The organism is Nocardia coubleae NBRC 108252 (genome assembly GCF_001612805.1).
GTDB classification, from domain to species: domain Bacteria; phylum Actinomycetota; class Actinomycetes; order Mycobacteriales; family Mycobacteriaceae; genus Nocardia; species Nocardia coubleae.
The window spans coordinates 81,325-99,066 of record NZ_BDBD01000024.1 but is presented as its reverse complement, the minus strand read 5'-3'; the positions used below and the strand labels follow the sequence as shown (position 1 = coordinate 99,066).

Annotated in this window: 21 protein-coding genes; 9 read left to right on the top strand and 12 right to left on the bottom strand. The window is 68.8% G+C overall.

Annotated elements, in window-relative coordinates; genetic code table 11:
- Positions 1-51: 51 nt before the first annotated feature.
- Genes NCO8_RS25115 through NCO8_RS25075 form a run of 9 tightly spaced genes read right to left on the bottom strand, consistent with a single transcriptional unit; the run spans position 52 to position 9,001 of the window.
- Positions 52-612 carry a GNAT family N-acetyltransferase gene (locus tag NCO8_RS25115; RefSeq protein WP_067642682.1) on the bottom strand — a complete coding sequence of 187 codons (561 nt, stop codon included), beginning with the start codon at positions 610-612 and terminating at the stop codon, positions 52-54.
- Positions 609-1,583 (bottom strand): ABC transporter substrate-binding protein, encoded by a 975-nt coding sequence (locus NCO8_RS25110; RefSeq protein WP_067642679.1) that lies wholly within the window; start codon positions 1,581-1,583, stop codon positions 609-611. Before NCO8_RS25110 ends, NCO8_RS25115 begins: the two co-directional genes overlap by 4 nt.
- A gap of 32 nt (positions 1,584-1,615) precedes the next feature.
- Positions 1,616-2,695, bottom strand: a complete 1,080-nt coding sequence (locus NCO8_RS25105; protein ID WP_067642676.1) for a FecCD family ABC transporter permease — start codon at positions 2,693-2,695, stop codon at positions 1,616-1,618.
- Entirely contained in the window at positions 2,692-3,603 is a 912-nt protein-coding gene (locus tag NCO8_RS25100) for an ABC transporter ATP-binding protein (RefSeq protein WP_084457454.1), read from the bottom strand. The genes NCO8_RS25105 and NCO8_RS25100 overlap by 4 nt, the downstream gene beginning before the upstream one ends.
- On the bottom strand, positions 3,600-4,586 hold the full coding sequence (locus NCO8_RS25095) for a GHMP family kinase ATP-binding protein (RefSeq protein ID WP_084457453.1): 987 nt from the start codon (positions 4,584-4,586) through the stop codon (positions 3,600-3,602). Before NCO8_RS25095 ends, NCO8_RS25100 begins: the two co-directional genes overlap by 4 nt.
- Positions 4,583-5,848 (bottom strand): MFS transporter, encoded by a 1,266-nt coding sequence (locus NCO8_RS25090; protein ID WP_067642673.1) that lies wholly within the window; start codon positions 5,846-5,848, stop codon positions 4,583-4,585. Before NCO8_RS25090 ends, NCO8_RS25095 begins: the two co-directional genes overlap by 4 nt.
- Positions 5,845-6,927 (bottom strand): PLP-dependent cysteine synthase family protein, encoded by a 1,083-nt coding sequence (locus NCO8_RS25085; protein ID WP_067642670.1) that lies wholly within the window; start codon positions 6,925-6,927, stop codon positions 5,845-5,847. The genes NCO8_RS25090 and NCO8_RS25085 overlap by 4 nt, the downstream gene beginning before the upstream one ends.
- Positions 6,924-7,745: a hypothetical protein gene (locus NCO8_RS25080; RefSeq protein WP_245655487.1), complete on the bottom strand. Its 822-nt coding sequence runs from the start codon at positions 7,743-7,745 to the stop codon at positions 6,924-6,926. The genes NCO8_RS25085 and NCO8_RS25080 overlap by 4 nt, the downstream gene beginning before the upstream one ends.
- The gene (locus tag NCO8_RS25075) at positions 7,742-9,001 is read right to left on the bottom strand and encodes an ATP-grasp domain-containing protein (protein WP_157105088.1); all 1,260 of its coding nucleotides are present in this window, start codon (positions 8,999-9,001) and stop codon (positions 7,742-7,744) included. The genes NCO8_RS25080 and NCO8_RS25075 overlap by 4 nt, the downstream gene beginning before the upstream one ends.
- Positions 9,002-9,101: 100 nt before the next feature.
- Between NCO8_RS25075 and NCO8_RS25070 the strand changes: the two genes are divergently transcribed.
- The gene (locus NCO8_RS25070) at positions 9,102-9,794 is read left to right on the top strand and encodes a DUF8020 domain-containing protein (RefSeq protein WP_067642667.1); all 693 of its coding nucleotides are present in this window, start codon (positions 9,102-9,104) and stop codon (positions 9,792-9,794) included.
- Between the two features lie 94 nt (positions 9,795-9,888).
- A complete protein-coding gene (locus NCO8_RS25065; protein ID WP_067642664.1) occupies positions 9,889-11,313 on the top strand; it encodes an amidase in 1,425 nt (474 codons plus the stop codon).
- Positions 11,314-11,317: 4 nt separating this feature from the next.
- Here the strand turns inward: NCO8_RS25065 and NCO8_RS25060 are convergent, their stop codons facing one another.
- Together NCO8_RS25060 and NCO8_RS25055 are read right to left on the bottom strand one after the other, a co-directional pair.
- Positions 11,318-11,542, bottom strand: a complete 225-nt coding sequence (locus NCO8_RS25060) for a hypothetical protein (protein WP_067642662.1) — start codon at positions 11,540-11,542, stop codon at positions 11,318-11,320.
- Between the two features lie 199 nt (positions 11,543-11,741).
- Complete coding sequence (locus NCO8_RS25055; RefSeq protein ID WP_067642659.1) at positions 11,742-12,191, bottom strand: MarR family winged helix-turn-helix transcriptional regulator; 450 nt, start codon at positions 12,189-12,191, stop codon at positions 11,742-11,744.
- 69 nt (positions 12,192-12,260) lie between these two features.
- Between NCO8_RS25055 and NCO8_RS25050 the strand changes: the two genes are divergently transcribed.
- From NCO8_RS25050 to NCO8_RS25020, 7 genes are all read left to right on the top strand, one after another.
- The gene (locus tag NCO8_RS25050) at positions 12,261-12,635 is read left to right on the top strand and encodes a cupin domain-containing protein (RefSeq protein ID WP_067642656.1); all 375 of its coding nucleotides are present in this window, start codon (positions 12,261-12,263) and stop codon (positions 12,633-12,635) included.
- 67 nt (positions 12,636-12,702) lie between these two features.
- Positions 12,703-13,632 carry a metal ABC transporter substrate-binding protein gene (locus NCO8_RS25045; RefSeq protein WP_067642653.1) on the top strand — a complete coding sequence of 310 codons (930 nt, stop codon included), beginning with the start codon at positions 12,703-12,705 and terminating at the stop codon, positions 13,630-13,632.
- Positions 13,629-14,357, top strand: a complete 729-nt coding sequence (locus NCO8_RS25040; RefSeq protein WP_067642650.1) for a metal ABC transporter ATP-binding protein — start codon at positions 13,629-13,631, stop codon at positions 14,355-14,357. Before NCO8_RS25045 ends, NCO8_RS25040 begins: the two co-directional genes overlap by 4 nt.
- Positions 14,358-14,398: 41 nt before the next feature.
- Positions 14,399-15,226 (top strand): metal ABC transporter permease, encoded by an 828-nt coding sequence (locus tag NCO8_RS25035; RefSeq protein WP_210740780.1) that lies wholly within the window; start codon positions 14,399-14,401, stop codon positions 15,224-15,226.
- A 31-nt stretch (positions 15,227-15,257) separates the two neighbouring features.
- Positions 15,258-15,608, top strand: a complete 351-nt coding sequence (locus NCO8_RS25030) for an MmcQ/YjbR family DNA-binding protein (protein WP_067642645.1) — start codon at positions 15,258-15,260, stop codon at positions 15,606-15,608.
- Between the two features lie 13 nt (positions 15,609-15,621).
- The gene (locus NCO8_RS25025) at positions 15,622-16,164 is read left to right on the top strand and encodes a YaeQ family protein (protein ID WP_067497047.1); all 543 of its coding nucleotides are present in this window, start codon (positions 15,622-15,624) and stop codon (positions 16,162-16,164) included.
- Positions 16,165-16,204: 40 nt separating this feature from the next.
- Positions 16,205-17,128 carry an alpha/beta hydrolase fold domain-containing protein gene (locus NCO8_RS25020; protein WP_067642757.1) on the top strand — a complete coding sequence of 308 codons (924 nt, stop codon included), beginning with the start codon at positions 16,205-16,207 and terminating at the stop codon, positions 17,126-17,128.
- Here NCO8_RS25020 and NCO8_RS25015 read toward each other — a convergent pair.
- On the bottom strand, positions 17,119-17,700 hold the full coding sequence (locus NCO8_RS25015; protein ID WP_067642643.1) for a TetR/AcrR family transcriptional regulator: 582 nt from the start codon (positions 17,698-17,700) through the stop codon (positions 17,119-17,121). The two genes, NCO8_RS25020 and NCO8_RS25015, sit on opposite strands and share 10 nt — an antisense overlap.
- Between the last annotated feature and the right edge of the window lie 42 nt (positions 17,701-17,742).

Genomic DNA, 17,742 nt, shown 5'->3' with positions numbered 1-17,742 from the left:
CGCGGGCGGTTTCGCTGCTGTTCCACGAGTTCGATAGTGCCGTGTGTGCCGTCACCGCGCCAGTTCTCGATTCGGCCGGTCGAGGGGGATCTCGAGGTGCACCGTCTGGAACCCGTCGTGCGGACCGCGCGCGTCGTGCACGATGTGGCCGAAGGTGAGCCAGAACTCCAGGGCGCCCGGAGTCCGTGCGTCGGTGTGCAGGTACAGCCGGTCGAATTCCGGTGTGGCCCGGACGGTTTCGACGGCAGCGGTGACGAGTCGGGTGGCCAGCCCACGCCGGTGGTGTTCGGGCCGGACGTAGACCCGGAACAGCTGGGCGGTGGTGTCGTCGGGATAGCGGCGTGCCAGCTCGGCCGGATGGGGTGGGTGCGCAGGTCCCTTCGCGCGGATCGCGGTGGTGCCGACGACGACTCCCTCGTGCTCGGCCACCCACAGCCGATTGCGCGGGTGACGCAGGTACGTGGCGTCGAGGTCGATCACGTCGTGGTGGTGTTCGGGCAGGTAGCCGATGCCGAACACCTGGTAGAAGGTGTCGAGCATGACGCTGCGCGCGCCGGTCAGGTCGGCGGGACCGGCCGGGCGGACGAGATAGTCGGTGGTGGTCGCGGTCATCGCAGGCCCGCCAGTTCGCGGTCGAGCACTTCGAGACCTTCGACGGCGACCGGTCCCGGACCGGTGTAGCCGAAGGGTGCGACGATGATCCGGTTGTCGCGGATGGCGCGCAGCCCGGCCAGCTCGGGGCGCTGGCGAAGGGTGGTTCGCACCGATTCGGGGGTCTGGTCGCCCTGGGTGAGCAGGATGATCACCTCGGGGTCCTGGGCGATGAGCGTTTCGGTGTTGGCTTCGAAATTGCGTTTGGCGATGTCGCCGTAGATGTTGGACAGGCCGAGGATGCGCATCTGTTCGTGGACGGTGCTCTGCGAGCCGTAGGCCTTGAGCTGGGCCCCGTCGCGCGACAGGATCAGTGCCGCGGCGCGTCGAGGAGCAGTTGTGCCGCTGTGCTTTTCGGTGACCGCTCGCACCCGCTGCCGCAGCGTGGCGACTTCGGCATCGGCGGCGTCCGCGGTGCCGAAGAGCTTGCCGTAGAGCGAGATGTCGGCGAAGACGTCCTCGAAGGTGCCCGCCGCGTCGCGGCAGTAGCCACGGGTGACGATCAGCGGGATGTTCACCTGGGCCAGGTCGTCGGGGGTCACCGACAGTCCCTCGACGCTCACCACGAGGTCGGGGGAGCGGGCGATGATCTCCTCGCGAGCGAGTTCGGCTGTCGGCGCGGTGATCTCGATGCCTTTCAGGGCATCACCGTACTGGCCCGGGAAGGCGGCGGCTTCGAAGGTGCGGGTGACGATGCGGTCGGCGGCACCGGCGGCGGCGATCGTCGGCGCGGCGATGGAACCGACGGTGACGACCCGCTGCGGGGGCGCGGTGAAGGTGACATCACGCCCACAACTCGAAACAGTCAGGGGGAAGCCGTCTTCCGCCGTGCTGGTGGCCGGTGCGGGCGCACCGCAACCGGTGACCACGGCGGTGAGCAGCGCGAGGGCGGGGATCGCACGGTGACGTGCGGAGGAGACACCTGTGAACACGGTGATCGGTATTCCTTTCGATGGAGCAGAAATCAGGAGGCGCGGGAGCGGCGGATCAGCAGCAGGAGCAGGGGCGCGCCGACGGCGGCGGTGACGATGCCGATGGGCAGTTCGCGCGGTGCGAAAACGGTGCGGGCGCCCACATCGGCGATCACCAGGAACAGCGCGCCGAGCAGGGCACTCACCACCAGCAGGTGCCGGTGGGTTCCGCCGACGCACAGCCGCGCGACGTGCGGAACGATGAGCCCGACGAAGCCGATCGCCCCCGCGACGGCCACCACCGCGCCGACGGCGAGCGCGACGATCAACAATGCCCACAACCGGATTCGATTCGGGGCGAAGCCGAGCGTGCGCGCGGTATCGTCACCCGCTGCGAGCGCGTCCAGGCGTGGCGCCATCAGCAGCACCGCGAGCAGGGCGCCCGCGACCACGGCGACGGTGGTCGCCACCGAGGACCAGGCCGCCGGGGCGAGTGAGCCGAGCAGCCAGAACAGCACGGTCCGCGCGCCTTCGGGGCGGTCGGAGGCGAAGATCAGAAAGCTCGTGGCGGCCGAGAAGATGTAGCCGATGGTCACCCCGCCGAGCAGCAGGCGCAGCGAGGTGAGCTGCCCGTTGATCCGGGAGATGGCGAACAGCAGCACCGTGGCGATCAGTGCCCCGATGAACGCACTCGCCGCGAGTGCGGCGGAGGTCGCCGCCGCACTCACACCGAACAGCAGGTAGACGGCGGCACCGGTCGAGGCGCCCGAGGTGACGCCGAGAATGTGCGGATCGGCGAGCACATTGCGCACGATGGTCTGCAGAACGGCGCCGGTGATCGCCAATGCGGCGCCGACGAGCGCGCCGAGCAGTACGCGCGGCACCCGGACGAGCCAGACGATCGAGTCCTGCGCGGTGGTCCAATCGGGAGTCACCGGCCGGCCGAACGTGTGGTGGCCGATGATCCGGGCGACGGTGCCCGGCGGAACGGCCACCGGCCCGAGCCCGGCCGCCACCAGCACGGTGACGGCGAGTGCGATGAGCAATCCGCCGATCAGCAGCACGGTGCGCGTGCGGTGCCGTGCGTGATCGAGGTCGTCGACGATCTGCTCGACCTCCAGTGTCGCGGTCATCGCGTCGCCGCCTCTCGGGTCTCGGTCATCGACGGTGACCCCTCGGGGCCGTCATCGGTGAGTTCTGCTGCGCCGCCGGGAGTGTGGTCAGCCGGCGTGGGGTGGATTTCGGCGGCCTCCGCGACAACCGGGTTGTGTTCTTCCGCATCGTCCGACGGCCCGAAGAGGAGTTGGGTGGCGCCGAAGGCGGTGGTGCGGCGGACGGGGATGTGGTAGACGGGTTCGAGGGTTTCGGGGGTGAGGACCTCGTCGACCCGGCCCGCGGCGGCGACGCGGCCGTTGTCGAGCAGGACCAGGTGGTCGCAGTAGCGGGCGGCCAGGTTCAGGTCGTGCAGGACGACGATGGTCGTCGTCTTGTCGAGGCCGCGGACCAGGGCGAGCAGTTCGTGTTGGTAGCGGATGTCGAGGTGGTTGGTCGGTTCGTCGAGGAGCAGGTGGTCGGCCTGTTGGGCCAGGGCGCGGGCGATGAGGACGCGCTGCCGCTCGCCACCGGACAGGGTCGCGAAGGGGCGGTCGGCCAGGTCACGGGCGCCGACACGGGCGAGGGCGGCGGCCGCGGTGATGCGGTCGGCGCGTGAATATCCTTGGAAGGCACCGACCCACGGCGCCCGGCCGAGCAGAACCGTCTCGGCGACCGTGATCGGTGTGTCCGGTGGTGATTCCTGGGCGACGACGGCCAGGCGCGTGGCGAGATCACGTCCGCGCAGTGTGCCGACCGGGGTGGCATCGATCGTGATGGTCCCACCAGCGGGGCGCAGGGCGCGGTACAGCAGGCGTAACAGCGTCGACTTGCCCGATCCGTTCGGGCCGATCAACCCGACGGTGCTGCCCGGGTCGGCGCGAAAGCTGATGTTGTCCAAGGTGATTCGTCCGCCGTAGCCGAAGCGGACCTGTTCGATGGTGATCATGCGGGTAGCTCTCTGCTCGGGAGGCGCTCGTGCGGAAGCCGGTGTCCCCGGACCGGTCGGCGGGTGTGATGCACGCTCACCGCGCAGCCGAACGAAGCGCAGAGCTGCTCCGCGGCAGCGAGTTTGGTGCGGTAGTCGCGGTCATTCTCGCTCAGCAGGATTCCGGTCGTCGTGCCGCTGTGCGCGACGACGACACCCACCGCGCCGAGTGCGCGCGCTTCCCGGATGGTCGAGTCCAGATGCGGGCGGTGGCGGAACGCGGCACTCAGCACAGCACTGCGGGTGGCCACCGCGCCGATCGCCGTCACGTCCCCGCGCACGATCGCGACACCGAGTTCGTCGAGCAATCCGGCGTATTCGCGCTGGTGCCCGGGGCCGAAAGACGGTTCGGTGCGGTTGAATTCGACGGTGTCGACCACGCCGCCCTCGTCGCCGGTGACGATGGTCAGCGGCGGCAGCGCACCCAGCCGGGTGTGCAGACGCACCTCCCGATGGAAGTAGGCGACCGTGCCGGAATACATCACCCCGTCGGAGGGCTCGATGGCACGCAGGTCGGCTTCGAGTTCGGTGAGGCCGACCGTGCGGCCTTCGGCATCGGCGACCGCGCGAGCCGTCGCCACCAGGTCGGCGGTGGAGCTGGCCAAGCCTTTGCCCTCGGGCAATTCGCTGCGCACGGTGAGTCGTCCGCCGCGCAGCACCCGTGAGCGCGCCACCATCGCGCTCGCCAGGCGCCGAGCCTTCGACTTGTGCCCGGGGACGACGGTGATGTCGTCACCGCCTGGTTCGAAGACGGCGACGGAGCCGCGCTGGATGGGCAGCGTGACGAGGAAGTGGCGGTCCCCGTCGAGCACGCCCTGCAGCAGTTCCCCGCAACTGCCGTTGGCGCGGCCGACGCCGATACCCGGAGTGTCGGCCGTCGGCGGTGTCCGGTGCTCGATAAAAGGCGTGCGCCACTCGCGCACCGGGTGGCGGGGATCAGTCATGTGCGGTCTCCCGAGTGAGCGATATCGGCATCGGGCAGCACGGCCCGCCGATGCAAGCCGAGGATCGCGACCGCGGACAGCACACCCGTCCCGGCGCACAGCAGTGCGGGCGGCCAGGTGAGCGACCCGCCCGCCCAGTCGAGCACCGCGCCGCTCAGGGATGTCGCGACCACGGTGAACAGTCCCGATGCCAGGTAGAACGCCCCGAAATAGGTTCCGGTGAGCCGGTTTCCGGCGAAGCGGCCGATCGACTCGTTCACGAACGGCTGCACTGCCGTGACCCCGATGGCCAGCACCACCGCGCCCGCCACCACGGGAACGACCCGCAGTACGGTCCCCGCGAGTCCGCTGCCCACGCCTGTGACAACACCCGCGGCGGCCGGTGCGATCAGGAACGACACGCCCATGATCGCCATCCCCGCCGCCATCGCGGGCCCGCGCCGAGGCCGGCGGATGAGCACCGTGGTGACCCGAACCTGCAGGGCCACAACGGCTATGGTCTCCACCACGAACAGCGCGGCCACCGCCCCGGCGCGGTACCGGGGATCGGCGCTGTCCTGTGCCTGCAACGTGAGCAGAAAATAGATCTGGCTCTGTAACGCGAACATCGGCATCAGGGCGAGGGTGAACGCCCAGAAACGGCGATCGGTGAACACGGTCGTGAAGTCGGCGCCGATCCCGCTCTCGTGCGCGGGCACCGGGCGCGCGGGCAGCAGTACCCACTGAACCACCGCCAGCACTACGAAAATCACGGCGGCGACCAGCGCGGATATCCGGAAGCCCGCCGCGATCAGCACGGTCCCCAGCACCGGCCCGATCGCCGAACCAGCGTTGCCGAACACATTGAACAGAGCGAACGCCTCCGCCGACCGCGAACCACTGTCGGTGGCGATATACGCGCGCACGGCCGGATTGAACAGCGCGCCCGCGAAACCCGTGAGGATCGCCGCCGCGAGCACCACCGGCAGTGAACCACCGAGTGCGAACAACGCGAACCCGAGCGCCCGCACGGCCAGCCCCACCATGATCACGCCCCGCGCCCCCAGCCGATCCGCCGCCGACCCCCCGACGAGAAACAGGCCCTGCTGACTCAGATTGCGCACTCCGAGCACGACACCGACCACCGCCGCCGACAGCGCGAGGTCGTGCAGCAAATAGTCGGCGAGAAACGGGATCAACAGATAGAAACCGATATGCCCGACCAGATGATTGACCAGCAGCAACCGCACGCCCTTGGGCAGCGCGAGAAACGTCGTCCTCACCCGAGCACCTCGGCAGCGTCGTCGTGCACTGCGGTGGCGGGATCGGTCGGCGCGGGGGCGGGGTCGCGGACCACTGTGCAACGCCCCCAGCCGCTGACCTCGGCGCTGTCGGGGGTCGGGATGGTTGTGGGTTCTGTTGCGGGAGGGGCGAACAGGCCGTTCGCGCCGCACCAGGTGTCGTTGTAGATGGTTCGGAGGTAGCGGTGGGGGCCGTCGGGGAAGACGGTGAGTACGCGGGAATCCGGCTCGCGGTCGGCGATCCAGCCGGCGACCAAGGCGGCGGCGCCGGTGCTCCAGCCGCCCGCGATTCCGGTGTGGGCCGCGAGTGCGCGGCAGGACGCGACGGCTTCGGCGGCGCCGACCCAGTGCACCTCGTCGAAGTCGGCATAGGCCACGTTGCGGGGCAGGATGCTGCTGCCGAGGCCGCGCATGAGCCTGCGGCGGTCCGGTTGCCCGAAGATGCGGGAGCCGACGGCGTCGACGCCGACCACCCGCAGCCGAGGCCAGCGGGTGCGCAGGACGCGGGTGAGCCCCGCACAGTGGCCGCCGGAACCGATCGAGGCGACGAGCACATCGACGTCGTCGACCTGCGCGAGGATCTCCGCGCCCATGGCCTGGTAGCCACCGGCATTGTCGGGGTTGTCGTACTGGTCGGGCCAGTACGCGCCGGGTGTCGCGGCCAGCAGTTCGGCCAGCCGGTCGAGCCGGGCCTGCTGCCAGCCGCCGGTCGGGTGCGGGGTGGTGACCACCTCGAGGGTGATGCCGAACGCCGAGAAGAGACCGCGCAGGTCCGGTTCCAGTTCGTCGTCGACCACGAGCACGATCGGGTGACCGAGCGCCTTGCCTGCCAAAGCAAGGCCTAATCCGAGAGTGCCGCTGGTCGATTCGATGATCGTGGCGCCCGGCGCGAGGTCGCCTCGCGCGGCCGCCGCCCGCATCATCGAGACCGCCGCACGGGCCTTCATCCCCGCGATGCTCGCCGATTCGAGTTTGGCTGTGTACCAGCTGTTCCCGGTGGGAACCTGGACGACCGGGGTGTTGCCGATCAGCTGCAGCAGGCCGGGCTGCGGTGCGGTCATGAGCGCTCCCGGTAGGTGACCAGGGTGCTCGCGGCACCGTCGAGAGAGAAGAAGGGATAGGGCTCGGCCGAGATCGCGTGCACTCCGGCGCCGAGGAACCAGGGCAGCACCGCGCTGCCCGTCTGGGCGAAGAGAACCAGGGGTAGTCCCCGCTCGCCCGCGATGGCGCGGAATTCGTCGAATGTGCCGTTGCCCAGGGTCATTCCGGTGACGAGCAGTGCGTCGTAGTCCGACGGAGCCGCCGTCACGGACTCGAAGATCGGTTCGTCCCACTCGGTGACACCACCCGCGAGATCGCACGGCACGTAGGCGATGCCACGGTCGCGCAACTCGGCCAGCAGCGAACCGACCACCCCGACCACGAGCACCTTGGTGACCTCGGAAGGGAGCAGATCGACGACGGTGTTCGCGCGGCGCCGCGATTTCGTCAACGAGGTCGGCCCCGCCACCACCACGGGGCTACCGTGCAGACCCGCGGCCTGCGGATGCGGGTGAACATGCATCAGATAGGCATCGAGCGCCGCGACACGCACCGCCCCGACCTGGTGTTCGAGCAGGTCACCGACGGTCGCCGCGACACAGTCGTCGATCAGCTCGCCGGTAGTCGAACCGGGTTCGAGCCCACACGAGCCGACCGCCGCACCGACCCGGATGCTGAGCACCTCGTTGCGGTAGGCGCGGGTGCGTCCCGCGTGCCTGGTGCCGTAGGTCGTGAGAAAGGCGGTCGAAGCCTTCAGGGTGTCGGGGTCGGGGCCGAGTCGCCCGGTCCGTGCCCACATGGTGAGCTCGGCCACCGAGGCGGGGTGTGTCTGGATCACGCGACACCGCCGTCGAGCTCGACACGCAGCTCGGCGATCAGGAAATTCGCGAGTTCGCCTGCCTCGCCGGTGTTTTCGGACGTTACGAGGACGTGGCCGAGGTAGGTGTTGTTGTCGGTGGCCGGGCGGATCTCGGCGCCGGGCTCGGGGAGTTTGTGTTCCACGATGCGCGGATCGTCGGCCCAGCCGGCCGCACCGGCGACACGGGTCACCACGCCTGCCCGGTCGGGCACGGCGAAGGCGACGGCGGCGCTCCCGGCATCGGTCTGCCGTGGGGTGAGCTCGGGTGTCCCACCCAAGACGGCCTCGACATGGACCCTGGTGAGGTCGATGCCGGTGACCCGGCGGACCAGTTCGGTGATCCGGTTGCCCGCTGGTCGTGGGTTCACCTCGATCAGGCACGGCCCGTCGACTGTGAGCTTGACCTCGGTATGGGCGACGGTCGCGTCGAGACCGAGCGCCTCGACCGCCGCTACGGCGGTCTCGGCGACGGCCCGGCGATCGGTAGCCGACAGGTCGGCCGGGAACATATGGCCCGACTCGATGAAGGCGGGGGCGCCGGTGAGCTGCTTGTCGGTCACCCCGACGACAGTGGTCCGCCCGGCGGCGGTCACCGTCTCCACACTGAATTCGGGTCCCTGCACACATCTTTCGACCAGCACCTGCGGTGACCTGCGCTGCCCACGCGCGTTCACCGGGAACCCGGCGATGCGCTCCACCGCGGCGCGCAACTCGGCATCGTCGTCGACCCGGCACACGAACATCCCGCCACACAGATCGATCGGCTTCACCACCAGCGGATAGCCCAATCGAGCTGCGGCGCCGAGAATCTCGTCCATCGTCTCGGCGACGGCGAAGTCGGGTCCGGGAACTCCGGCGGCGCGACAGATCTCGCGGGTCCGGTACTTGTCGCACGCCGCCGTCACCGCCTCCCGGCCGGGGCCGGGCAGGCCGAGATCGGTGGCGATCGCGGCCACCGTCGGCAGGTAGTAGTCGCACGAGGTGAGTACGCCGTCGAAACCGAAGAGCTCGTGCAGCTTTCGCACATACGGCAGCAGCGCGGCCTCGTCGTTGGTCTCGGCGGTGAACACATTGTCAGCGGCCAGCAGCGGGTGCGGCGACGGTGTGCCCGGGCGGAGGTAATGCCCGAGATCCCTGGTCAGGAAGCTGAATCGGTGTCCGCCGTCCTTGATTCCCTGCGGCAGCAGGGTGCTCATCGAGCCGACCCAGCTCTCCACCATCAGCAGATGTCCCACTACGACCTCCCAGCCTCATCGAGATGATAATGATAACCATTATCGCTACGATTGCCACCGCCGGTCACCGCGATCGGCTGAAATCGATGAGGAATCACCCATGTTCTTGAAGAAAATCGCTGTGCCCGTGGCCCTTTCGCTGTCCGCTCTGGCCGTCACCGCAGCCGGCGCCCAGGCGGAACCCGCGGCACCGCGGCCGGTCGAATACACCGCGCACACCGACGGCACCACCTCGGTCATCGAGATCGAGCACGGTTCGCTGGTGGTCGACAACGGCACGCTGCAGGTGCGCGACGCCGCGGGCACCGTCGTCGGCGCGACGCCGCTGACCTTCGCGATCGACGACTTCCAGTTCCCCATCGACGCCCGGGTCGACGGTCGAACGGCGACCCTCACCCCTGCGCTGAGCATGGACAAGGCCGTGTACAAGCCGGTCGCCCTGCCGTTCGAGGACAAGGCGCCGTGGAAGTCCGAATACGACCGTGAACAGGCCGCCTGGTCCCGGATGACGAGCACCATCTCCATGGGCGCCACCATCGGCACCCTCGTCGGTGGCATCGGCGGCGCGGCCCTCGGTTGCCTCGCCGGTGCCGCCGCGGGCGTCGTGCTCACCGGTGCCCTGCTCACCCTGTTCGGTGCGGGACCGCTGGCAGGTTGTGTCGCGGGTGCGGCCGCTGTCGGTTTCCTCGGTGTGCTCGCGGGTCAGATCTTCGTCACCGCGCCGGTCGCCATCGGCGCGGTGATCCAGTACGTCACCACGATCAACCAGCCGTTCACGGCGCCCGCCAAGTAGGGACACCCTCGTGCGGCTCGCCCACTGCCGGGCGGGCCGCACTGTCTGGCCGAAGTTCGTTACCCGCGCGTACGGTCGCGATTAGGCTGCGGACATGAGCTCTGCCGTCCACGGATTCACCGACGACGCCCTCGGCGACCACGACGCCGTCGGCCTCGCCGCCGCACTGCGTGCCGGGGAGGTGAGCCGGGCCGAGGTGATCGAGGCCGCGATCGCCCGGACCCAGGCCGTCGACCCGCGCCTCGACGCCGTGCAGGTGCGCAGCTTCGAACGGGCCGCCTCGGCACCCGAAACCGCCGGCGTGTTCGCCGGGGTGCCCGCGTTCGTCAAGGACAACACCGATGTCGCCGGGCTGCCGAGCTGTCACGGGTCGGCCGCGTTCACGCCGCACCCGGTGACGGCGACGAGCGGGCCCGCCGCGCAATTCCTGCACTCGGGTGTGGTCGTGCTCGGCAAGTCGACGCTGCCGGAGTTCGGGCTCACCGCGAGCACCGAGTTCGTCCACCGCCCGCCGACGCGCAACCCGTGGAATCCGGAGTTCTCGGCGGGCGCGTCCTCGGGTGGGTCGGCGGCGCTGGTCGCGGCCGGGGCGGTGCCGATCGCCCATGCCAACGACGGCGGTGGTTCGATTCGCATTCCCGCCGCCGCGACGGGTCTGGTGGGACTGAAACCCACCCGGTACCGGCTGCTCGACCAGCCGGGCGCGCGCAAACTGCCGGTGCACCTGGTGGCCGAGGGTGTGCTCACCCGGTCGGTGCGCGATACGGCGCATTACCTGGCCGCGGTCGAGAGTTTCGGTGCCCACCCGAAACTGGCGCCGGTGGGGCTGGTGGAAGGGCCGAGTGCGCGACGACTGCGCATCGGCGTGGTCACCGCCGACGTGTTCGGCAGGCCGGTGCATCCCGACAACCGGGCCGTCCTCGATTCGGCCGTCCATGTCTTCGCGGGTCTCGGGCACGAGATCGTCGCGAAGCGGCTGGAGGTCGACCCGCGCTTCGTCGACGACTTCAAGCAGTACTGGGCGGTGATGGCCGCGGCGATGACGCTGTCGTTCCGGCTCGGTCATCGCGGACGATTCGACGCGCGCAAACTCGACCCGTTCACCACCGGCCTGATCGGAATGGCCAAACGCAACCCACTGGGTTCCGCGGCGGCCGCATGGCGGCTACGCGCCGGAACCGCCGCCTACGATCGGCACTTCGCCGATATCGATGTGATGCTCAGCCCGGTGCTGTCGCATCCGGCGCCGCGCATCGGTGAGCTGGCGCCGGATCAGCCGTTCGACGACCTGTTCGCCAAGCTCGTCGACTATGTCGGCTTCACGCCGCTCAACAATGTCGGTGGGGGACCGGGCATCTCGCTTCCGCACGGACTGCTGCCGACGGGTCTGCCCGGCTCGGTGCAGCTGGCCGCCCCGCGCGGCGCGGAGCGAACCCTGCTCGACCTGGCCTACCAGCTGGAAGCGGCCAGCCCGTTCCCCCGGATCACCGACCGTCGCGCCGACGCGGGCGCGGCCTGAGGGCTCAGTTGTGGCGGGTCGCCACGTTGATCGGGCGGAGGCTGCCGGTGGTGCCCGCCTCGAACGCCCAGTGCTCGCCACGCCAGGTGGGGTGCTCGGCGCGCCAGCGGTCCACCAGCCGCGGGTCTTCGAGGGAGGCGACGACACCGGCGGAACCGGTGTACTGCAGCCGTTCGTACTTGTGGCGGGTGATGGTGTCGACCGAGGTGGCGGTCGCTAGAGCAGACATTCGAACTCCGGGATAGCGGGAACGGTGCGTGACGAGGCACGGCCCGGACCGGCGGCCCGGGGTGCTGCGGTGGCGCGTCACCGCTCGCAGCCGAGTATGCCGCTCGTCGCGATGTCGCGCGCGGGTTTCGAAAATCCTGTTGTTCGGATTAACGGATACCTGACAACAGATCGTTCGTCCGCCGCGAAGGGTTACGCCCTCACCAGCTCGGGCGGACCCGACCCGGGATGACGACCCGCGCCAATACGTCCCTGACCTGGTCGAGGTCGCCTGCGCCAAGGGTTTCGGACCAGTTTTCGGTGAGTTCGCCCAAGGCCGCGTCGGCGGCGCGAGTGCACGCCCAGCCGCGGTCGGTGAGCGTGATGAGCCGGGCGCGTGCGTCGCGTGGGTGCGGATTGCGTGCGACATAGCCCTTGGTGACCAACTCGTCGACCAGTTGGCTCGCCGCCTGCTTGGTGACGCCGAGATGCTCGGCGATCTCGCCGACGGTCGCCCCGTCGGGTGCCATTCGCACGAAGGCGAAGCCGTGTGTGGGCCGTACATCGGGGAAGCCGGCCGCGGCGACCCCCGCCTGGACCGCATCTGTCACCTGGGCGGCGGCCGCGAGGAGCAATAGGGGGAGGTCACCGGCAGGGGGCACGTTCGTCATTCTGGCACTTGACGTGATAGGAAAGCTACTTGACTATATAGACAAGTAAATTGACCAACAGGAGACGCAATGCCGGTAGTCCGTTCCGCCGACGCCCAGGTGCACGAAGTGCACAACGCCCGCTTCACCTCGTTGATCCGCCCCGGCACCGGCAGTGCCGACCTGTGCGTCTGGCAGACCGACGTCGCGCCCGGCACGGCCGGAGTCGCCCACCGGATCCTCGGCGAGGAGGTATTCGTGCTGCTCGCGGGCGAAATCGTCCTCACCATCGACGGCGAGGCGACCACCCTGCGGCCCGGTGATGCCGCCGTGGCACCCGCCGGCTCGCTCATCGCGCTCACCGACGAAGCCGGGGCGGGCGCGCGGCTGCTGGTCACCGTCCGGACCGGCTTCGCCGCGGAGTTGCCGGACGGGTCGACCTTCGTCCCGCCCTGGGCATCATGACCGGTCACCACCGCTGTTTCGGCGACTGAACTTGAAAGTTCGGTCACCCGAACAATATAATTTCGGGATGAAGGTTGGGTTCCACCGTTCGTCGCGAGTGCTCGCGGCGTGCGTGCTGAGTGTCATGGTGTTCGCGCTCACCGCTTGCGGTGGCGTCGGCGCGTCCGACGACGACCGGAAGGTGGTCCTCACCACCTTCACCGTGCTCGCCGATATGGCGCGCAACGTGGCCGGTGAGCATCTACGGGTCGAGTCGATCACCAAGGTCGGCGCCGAGATCCACGGGTACGAGCCGACGCCGGGGGACATCAAGAAGGCCGCCAAGGCCGATCTCATCCTCGACAACGGGCTCAATCTCGAGGCCTGGTTCGCCCAGTTCGTCGCCGACCTCGAGGTGCCGCATGCCGTGGTGAGCGAGGGCGTGACGCCGATGAACATCAGCGAGGACGCCTACGCGGGCAAGCCGAATCCGCACGCGTGGATGTCGCCGGTGAACGCACAGATCTACGTGGACAACATGGTTCGCGCGTTCACCGACCTCGACCCCGACCACGCCGAGGCCTACCGCGCCAACGGCGAGGCGTACAAGACCCAGCTCGGTGCGGTCCGTGACGAGCTGGTGGCCGCGGTCAGCACACTGCCCGCCGACCAGAAGGCCCTGGTCACCTGTGAGGGAGCGTTCTCCTACCTGGCCCGTGACGCGGGACTGACCGAGAAGTACATCTGGCCGGTCAACGCCGAACAGCAGGCCACACCGCAGCAGATCGGGTCGGTGATCGACTTCGTCCGCCAGCGCGGGGTGCCCGCCGTGTTCTGCGAGTCGACGGTGTCGGACGCGCCGATGCAGCGCGTGGTCGAGGCGACCGGTTCGCGCTTCGGCGGCACGCTGTATGTCGACTCGCTGTCGGAGGCGGACGGCCCCGTGCCGACCTACCTCGACCTGATCCGGCACGACGCCGACACCATCGCGGCGGCACTGGCAGGAGCACCGAAATGACCGAGCCTGTTGTCGAAATCCAGGACGTGACAGTTCATTACGGTGATGTGCTCGCCCTCGACAACGTGGAACTCACCTTGAAATCGGGTCGGGTGTGCGGGCTGATCGGGATGAACGGGTCGGGCAAGTCGACACTGTTCAAGACCGTCATGGGACTGGTGACGCCCGACCGCGGCCGGGTGCTGGTCAACGGTGGCGCACCCGCCGCCGCGCGCAAGGCGGGCGCCCTCGGGTACGTGCCCCAATCCGAGGACGTGGATTGGACTTTCCCGCTGTCGGTGCGCGATGTGGTGATGACCGGGCGCTACGGGAAAATGGGTTTCACCCGGCGTGCGAGCAAGGCCGACAAGGCCGCCGTGGAGGAGGCGCTGGCCCGGGTCGAACTCACCGACTTCGCCGACCGGCAGATCGGGCAGCTCTCCGGCGGGCAGAAGAAGCGGACCTTCGTGGCGCGCGGTATCGCGCAGGAGGCGACCATCCTGCTGCTGGACGAACCGTTCGCCGGTGTCGACAAGCGCTCCGAGGCCACCATCACCGCGTTGCTGCGTGAGCTCGCCGCCGGTGGCGCGACGATCCTCGTGTCCACCCACGACCTGCACGCGCTGCCTCGATTGGCCGACGAGGCAGTGCTTTTGAACCGCCGGGTGCTCGAACACGGCGATCCCGACGTGGTGTTGCGGCCCGAGAACCTGGCCAAGGCGTTCGGATTGGACACAGACCAGTGAACCTCGAAGAATTCTTCCTCGACCCGTTGCGCTACGAATTCATGGTCCGGGCGCTGGCGACCACCGTCACCGCGGCCGTGGTGTGCGCGGTGCTGTCGTGCTGGCTGGTGCTGATCGGCTGGTCGCTGATGGGTGACGCGGTATCGCACGCGGTGCTGCCCGGGGTGGTGCTCGCCTACATCGTCGGCTGGCCGTTCGCGGTGGGCGCGGTGATCTTCGGGTTCCTCGCGGTCGCGTTGATCGGGGTGGTGCGCGATACCAGCCGGGTGAAGGAGGACGCGGCCATCGGGATCGTCTTCACGACGCTGTTCGCGTTCGGGTTGGTGCTGGTTTCGGTGACACCGAGCCAAACAGACTTGAACCACATCGTTTTCGGCAATCTGCTCGGGGTGAGTCGCGAGGAGATGATCCAGATCATGATCCTCGCGGCGATCGTGCTCGTGGCGTTGGTGCTCAAGCGTCGCGACTTCACCCTGTACGCCTTCGACGCCACCCACGCCCACGCCATCGGTCTCAACCCCCGCGTGCTCGGCACCGCGCTGCTCGCACTGCTCGCCCTCACCTCGGTGGTGGCGTTGCAGGCGGTGGGTGTGGTGCTGGTGGTCGCCATGCTCATCATTCCGGGCGCCACGGCCTACCTGCTCACCGACCGTTTCTCGCGGATGCTGCTGATCGCGCCGACCGTGTCGGTGCTGTGCGCGGTCACCGGTCTGTACATCAGCTACCACCTCGACACCGCCGCGGGCGGGATGGTGGTGGTCACCCAGGGCGTCGCCTTCACCCTGGTCTACCTGTTCGCGCCGCGCCACGGCATCATCGGCCGCCGCATCACCGCGAGCCGGGCCCGTTCGGCCAAGCTCGCCGTCTGAACCTGTCGGTGCGTTTTGAGATGATCGGGTCATGACAGTCACCGGGGACGACGTCCGCTCCTTCGCCTTGTCCCTGCCCGGCACGGCGGAGGAATTCGCCTGGGGCATGCCGATTTTCAAGGTCTCGGGCCGCCTGTTCCTCACCCTCCCCGAGAACGAGACCTCGATGGCCGTCCGCTGCCCGATCATCGACCGCGACGAACTCGTCCAGGCCGAACCCGCCAAGTTCTGGATCGCCTCCCACGAGGCGAACAACGCCTGGGTCCGCGTCCGCCTCTCAGCCCTCGACGACCACGACGAACTCACCGCCATCATCACCGACTCCTGGACCCAGGCCGCCCCCCGAGCCCTCCTGGAGTCTCATGAGTCCGCTACCAACTAGGGTGGCGGGTCTTATGGGAATCAGCGCTACTGTGCACACTTTCGCTATTCAGCTCGCCGATGTGGATCGGGGGGTCTATGAGGAGTTGGAGTTGCGGGTGGCTCGGCATCCTTCCGAGACGCTCGAGTACATGGTGACGCGGATTCTGGCGTACTGCCTGCAGTACGAGGAGGGGATCGTGTTCAGTGAGGGTGGGATCTCGGCTACCGACGAGCCCGCGGTGCAGGTGCGGGATCTGACGGGGCGGACGACGGCCTGGATCGAGGTGGGGGCGCCCGACTCGGAGCGGATTCATCGGGGGAGCAAGCTGGCCGGGCGGGCGGCGGTGTACACGCATCGGGATCCGGTGAAGGTGCTCGCGCAGTACGCGGGCAAGAAGATTCACAACGCGGCCGCGATTCCGCTCTACAGTTTCGACCGGGCGTTCATCGACGAGGCGGCGCGGCTGGTGGATCGGCGCAATACCGCGAGCCTGTCGATCACCGAGGGCGTGGTGTACCTCGATCTCAACGGCTCCAGCCTGCGGACCGACATCATCGAACAACCGTTGGCCTGAACGGGTAATTTGGCGGGCACCTGTACGAGTGGAGGTTGCGGTGCCCACAGTGATGAGCCGGTTCGTGATTCCCGGGTTCCTGCGAGTAGCGCGCCGCAACCGGAACTACATCGACGCCGAACGCGCCGAGGCCCATATCCGCGAGTTGGCGCTTCGCCCACTGCCCTACGGCCCGCCACGCACCCTGCGCGGAGTCGACATCGCCGTGGTGCGCGATCGTGGCTGGCCCGTCTACACCCTCACCCCGCGCACCGGAAAACCACGCGGCGGCCTGGTGTACGCACACGGTGGCGGCTGGGTCGGTGAGATCGCGGTGCAGCACTGGCGGCTGGCGGCCATGCTCGCCATCCGCGCACGGCTCACGGTGACGGTGCCGATCTACCCCCTCATTCCGTTCGGCACCGCCGCGGACGTGATTCCCCGCGTAGCCGACCTCGTCCGCACCAGCGCCGACGAACACGGCCCCACCTTCCTCGGCGGTGATTCGGCCGGCGGCCAGATCGCCCTGTCCACCGCTCTGCACCTCCGCGACCTCGGCACCACACTGCCGCGTACCGTCCTCATCTCCCCGGCTCTCGACCTCACCCTCGAGAACCCGGAGATCGACGTCGTGCAGCAGCGCGACCCGTGGCTCGGTCGTGACGGCGGCCTCGTCTACGGCCGCCGGTGGAGCGGCGAGCTGCCGATGAAGGACCCCATGGTGAGCCCCCTGTTCGGCGATCTCACCGGCCTCGGCCCGATCACCCTGTTCACCGGCACCGACGACATCCTCAATCCCGACGCCCGTCTGCTGCGGGACAAGGCCCGCGCGGCCGGTGTCGACCTGGACTACATCGAGAAACCGGGTCTGGTGCACGTGTATCCGCTGACCCCGAGTCCCGAAGGCGCAACGGCCCGCCGCCACATCGTCACCACGCTGTGCGCGGATCTCGATGGCGCACAGGATGTTTCACCTCAACGCTGAGACAGGTGATAGTTGAACAGGATGGTCAGCTGGGTGACCGCCTGATCGAACGGATGCGCCGACTTGAGCGCCCGGCTGTGCACGATGGTGCCCTCGATGGTGGTGAGCAGGAACCCGGCCAGGGACACCGCCGTCGCCCGTTCGATCCCGGCCGCGACGATGCCGTCGGCCAGGCGCGCGGTCCATTCGGCGAAGGCCTGTCCGGCGATCGACTGCACCACCGGATCGCTTTCGTCCAGCGCGGCGGCCATCATGAACGATCCGGCCCGGAACTCGCTCTGTTCGAGCGGCACCCGCCAGAAGGCGAACAGATCGGTCAGCCACTGCTGCGCCGACGGCGCGGTCTGCAGGGCGTCGGCCACGGCGCTGACGTGCGAGTACACCAGCCGCGACACGATGCGGGCCGCGGTCTGCACCAGTTCGCTCTTGCCGGAGGGAAAATGCTGGTAGAGCGAGTTGCGTGAGGTATTGCTCCGCTTGAGCAGTTCGCTCAACGCCGCCGCGTGCACACCGTGCTCCTGCACGGTCGCGATGGTGTGCTCGATCAGTCGGGCGCGTGGTCCGGCCGGCATCCGACTCTCCTCCCCGAAACGCTTGATTGAACCGATCGGTTC

What these genes read in the sequence shown, in the direction of transcription:
- NCO8_RS25115 (WP_067642682.1), bottom strand. Translation starts at nt 612, where the DNA reads ATGACCGCGACCACCACCGACTATCTCGTCCGCCCGGCCGGTCCCGCC.
- NCO8_RS25105 (WP_067642676.1), bottom strand. Translation starts at nt 2,695, where the DNA reads ATGACCGCGACACTGGAGGTCGAGCAGATCGTCGACGACCTCGATCAC.
- NCO8_RS25100 (WP_084457454.1), bottom strand. Translation starts at nt 3,603, where the DNA reads ATGATCACCATCGAACAGGTCCGCTTCGGCTACGGCGGACGAATCACC.
- NCO8_RS25095 (WP_084457453.1), bottom strand. Translation starts at nt 4,586, where the DNA reads ATGACTGATCCCCGCCACCCGGTGCGCGAGTGGCGCACGCCTTTTATC.
- NCO8_RS25085 (WP_067642670.1), bottom strand. Translation starts at nt 6,927, where the DNA reads ATGACCGCACCGCAGCCCGGCCTGCTGCAGCTGATCGGCAACACCCCG.
- NCO8_RS25070 (WP_067642667.1), top strand. Translation starts at nt 9,102, where the DNA reads ATGTTCTTGAAGAAAATCGCTGTGCCCGTGGCCCTTTCGCTGTCCGCT.
- NCO8_RS25065 (WP_067642664.1), top strand. Translation starts at nt 9,889, where the DNA reads ATGAGCTCTGCCGTCCACGGATTCACCGACGACGCCCTCGGCGACCAC.
- NCO8_RS25060 (WP_067642662.1), bottom strand. Translation starts at nt 11,542, where the DNA reads ATGTCTGCTCTAGCGACCGCCACCTCGGTCGACACCATCACCCGCCAC.
- NCO8_RS25055 (WP_067642659.1), bottom strand. Translation starts at nt 12,191, where the DNA reads ATGACGAACGTGCCCCCTGCCGGTGACCTCCCCCTATTGCTCCTCGCG.
- NCO8_RS25050 (WP_067642656.1), top strand. Translation starts at nt 12,261, where the DNA reads ATGCCGGTAGTCCGTTCCGCCGACGCCCAGGTGCACGAAGTGCACAAC.
- NCO8_RS25045 (WP_067642653.1), top strand. Translation starts at nt 12,703, where the DNA reads ATGAAGGTTGGGTTCCACCGTTCGTCGCGAGTGCTCGCGGCGTGCGTG.
- NCO8_RS25040 (WP_067642650.1), top strand. Translation starts at nt 13,629, where the DNA reads ATGACCGAGCCTGTTGTCGAAATCCAGGACGTGACAGTTCATTACGGT.
- NCO8_RS25035 (WP_210740780.1), top strand. Translation starts at nt 14,399, where the DNA reads ATGGTCCGGGCGCTGGCGACCACCGTCACCGCGGCCGTGGTGTGCGCG.
- NCO8_RS25030 (WP_067642645.1), top strand. Translation starts at nt 15,258, where the DNA reads ATGACAGTCACCGGGGACGACGTCCGCTCCTTCGCCTTGTCCCTGCCC.
- NCO8_RS25025 (WP_067497047.1), top strand. Translation starts at nt 15,622, where the DNA reads ATGGGAATCAGCGCTACTGTGCACACTTTCGCTATTCAGCTCGCCGAT.
- NCO8_RS25015 (WP_067642643.1), bottom strand. Translation starts at nt 17,700, where the DNA reads ATGCCGGCCGGACCACGCGCCCGACTGATCGAGCACACCATCGCGACC.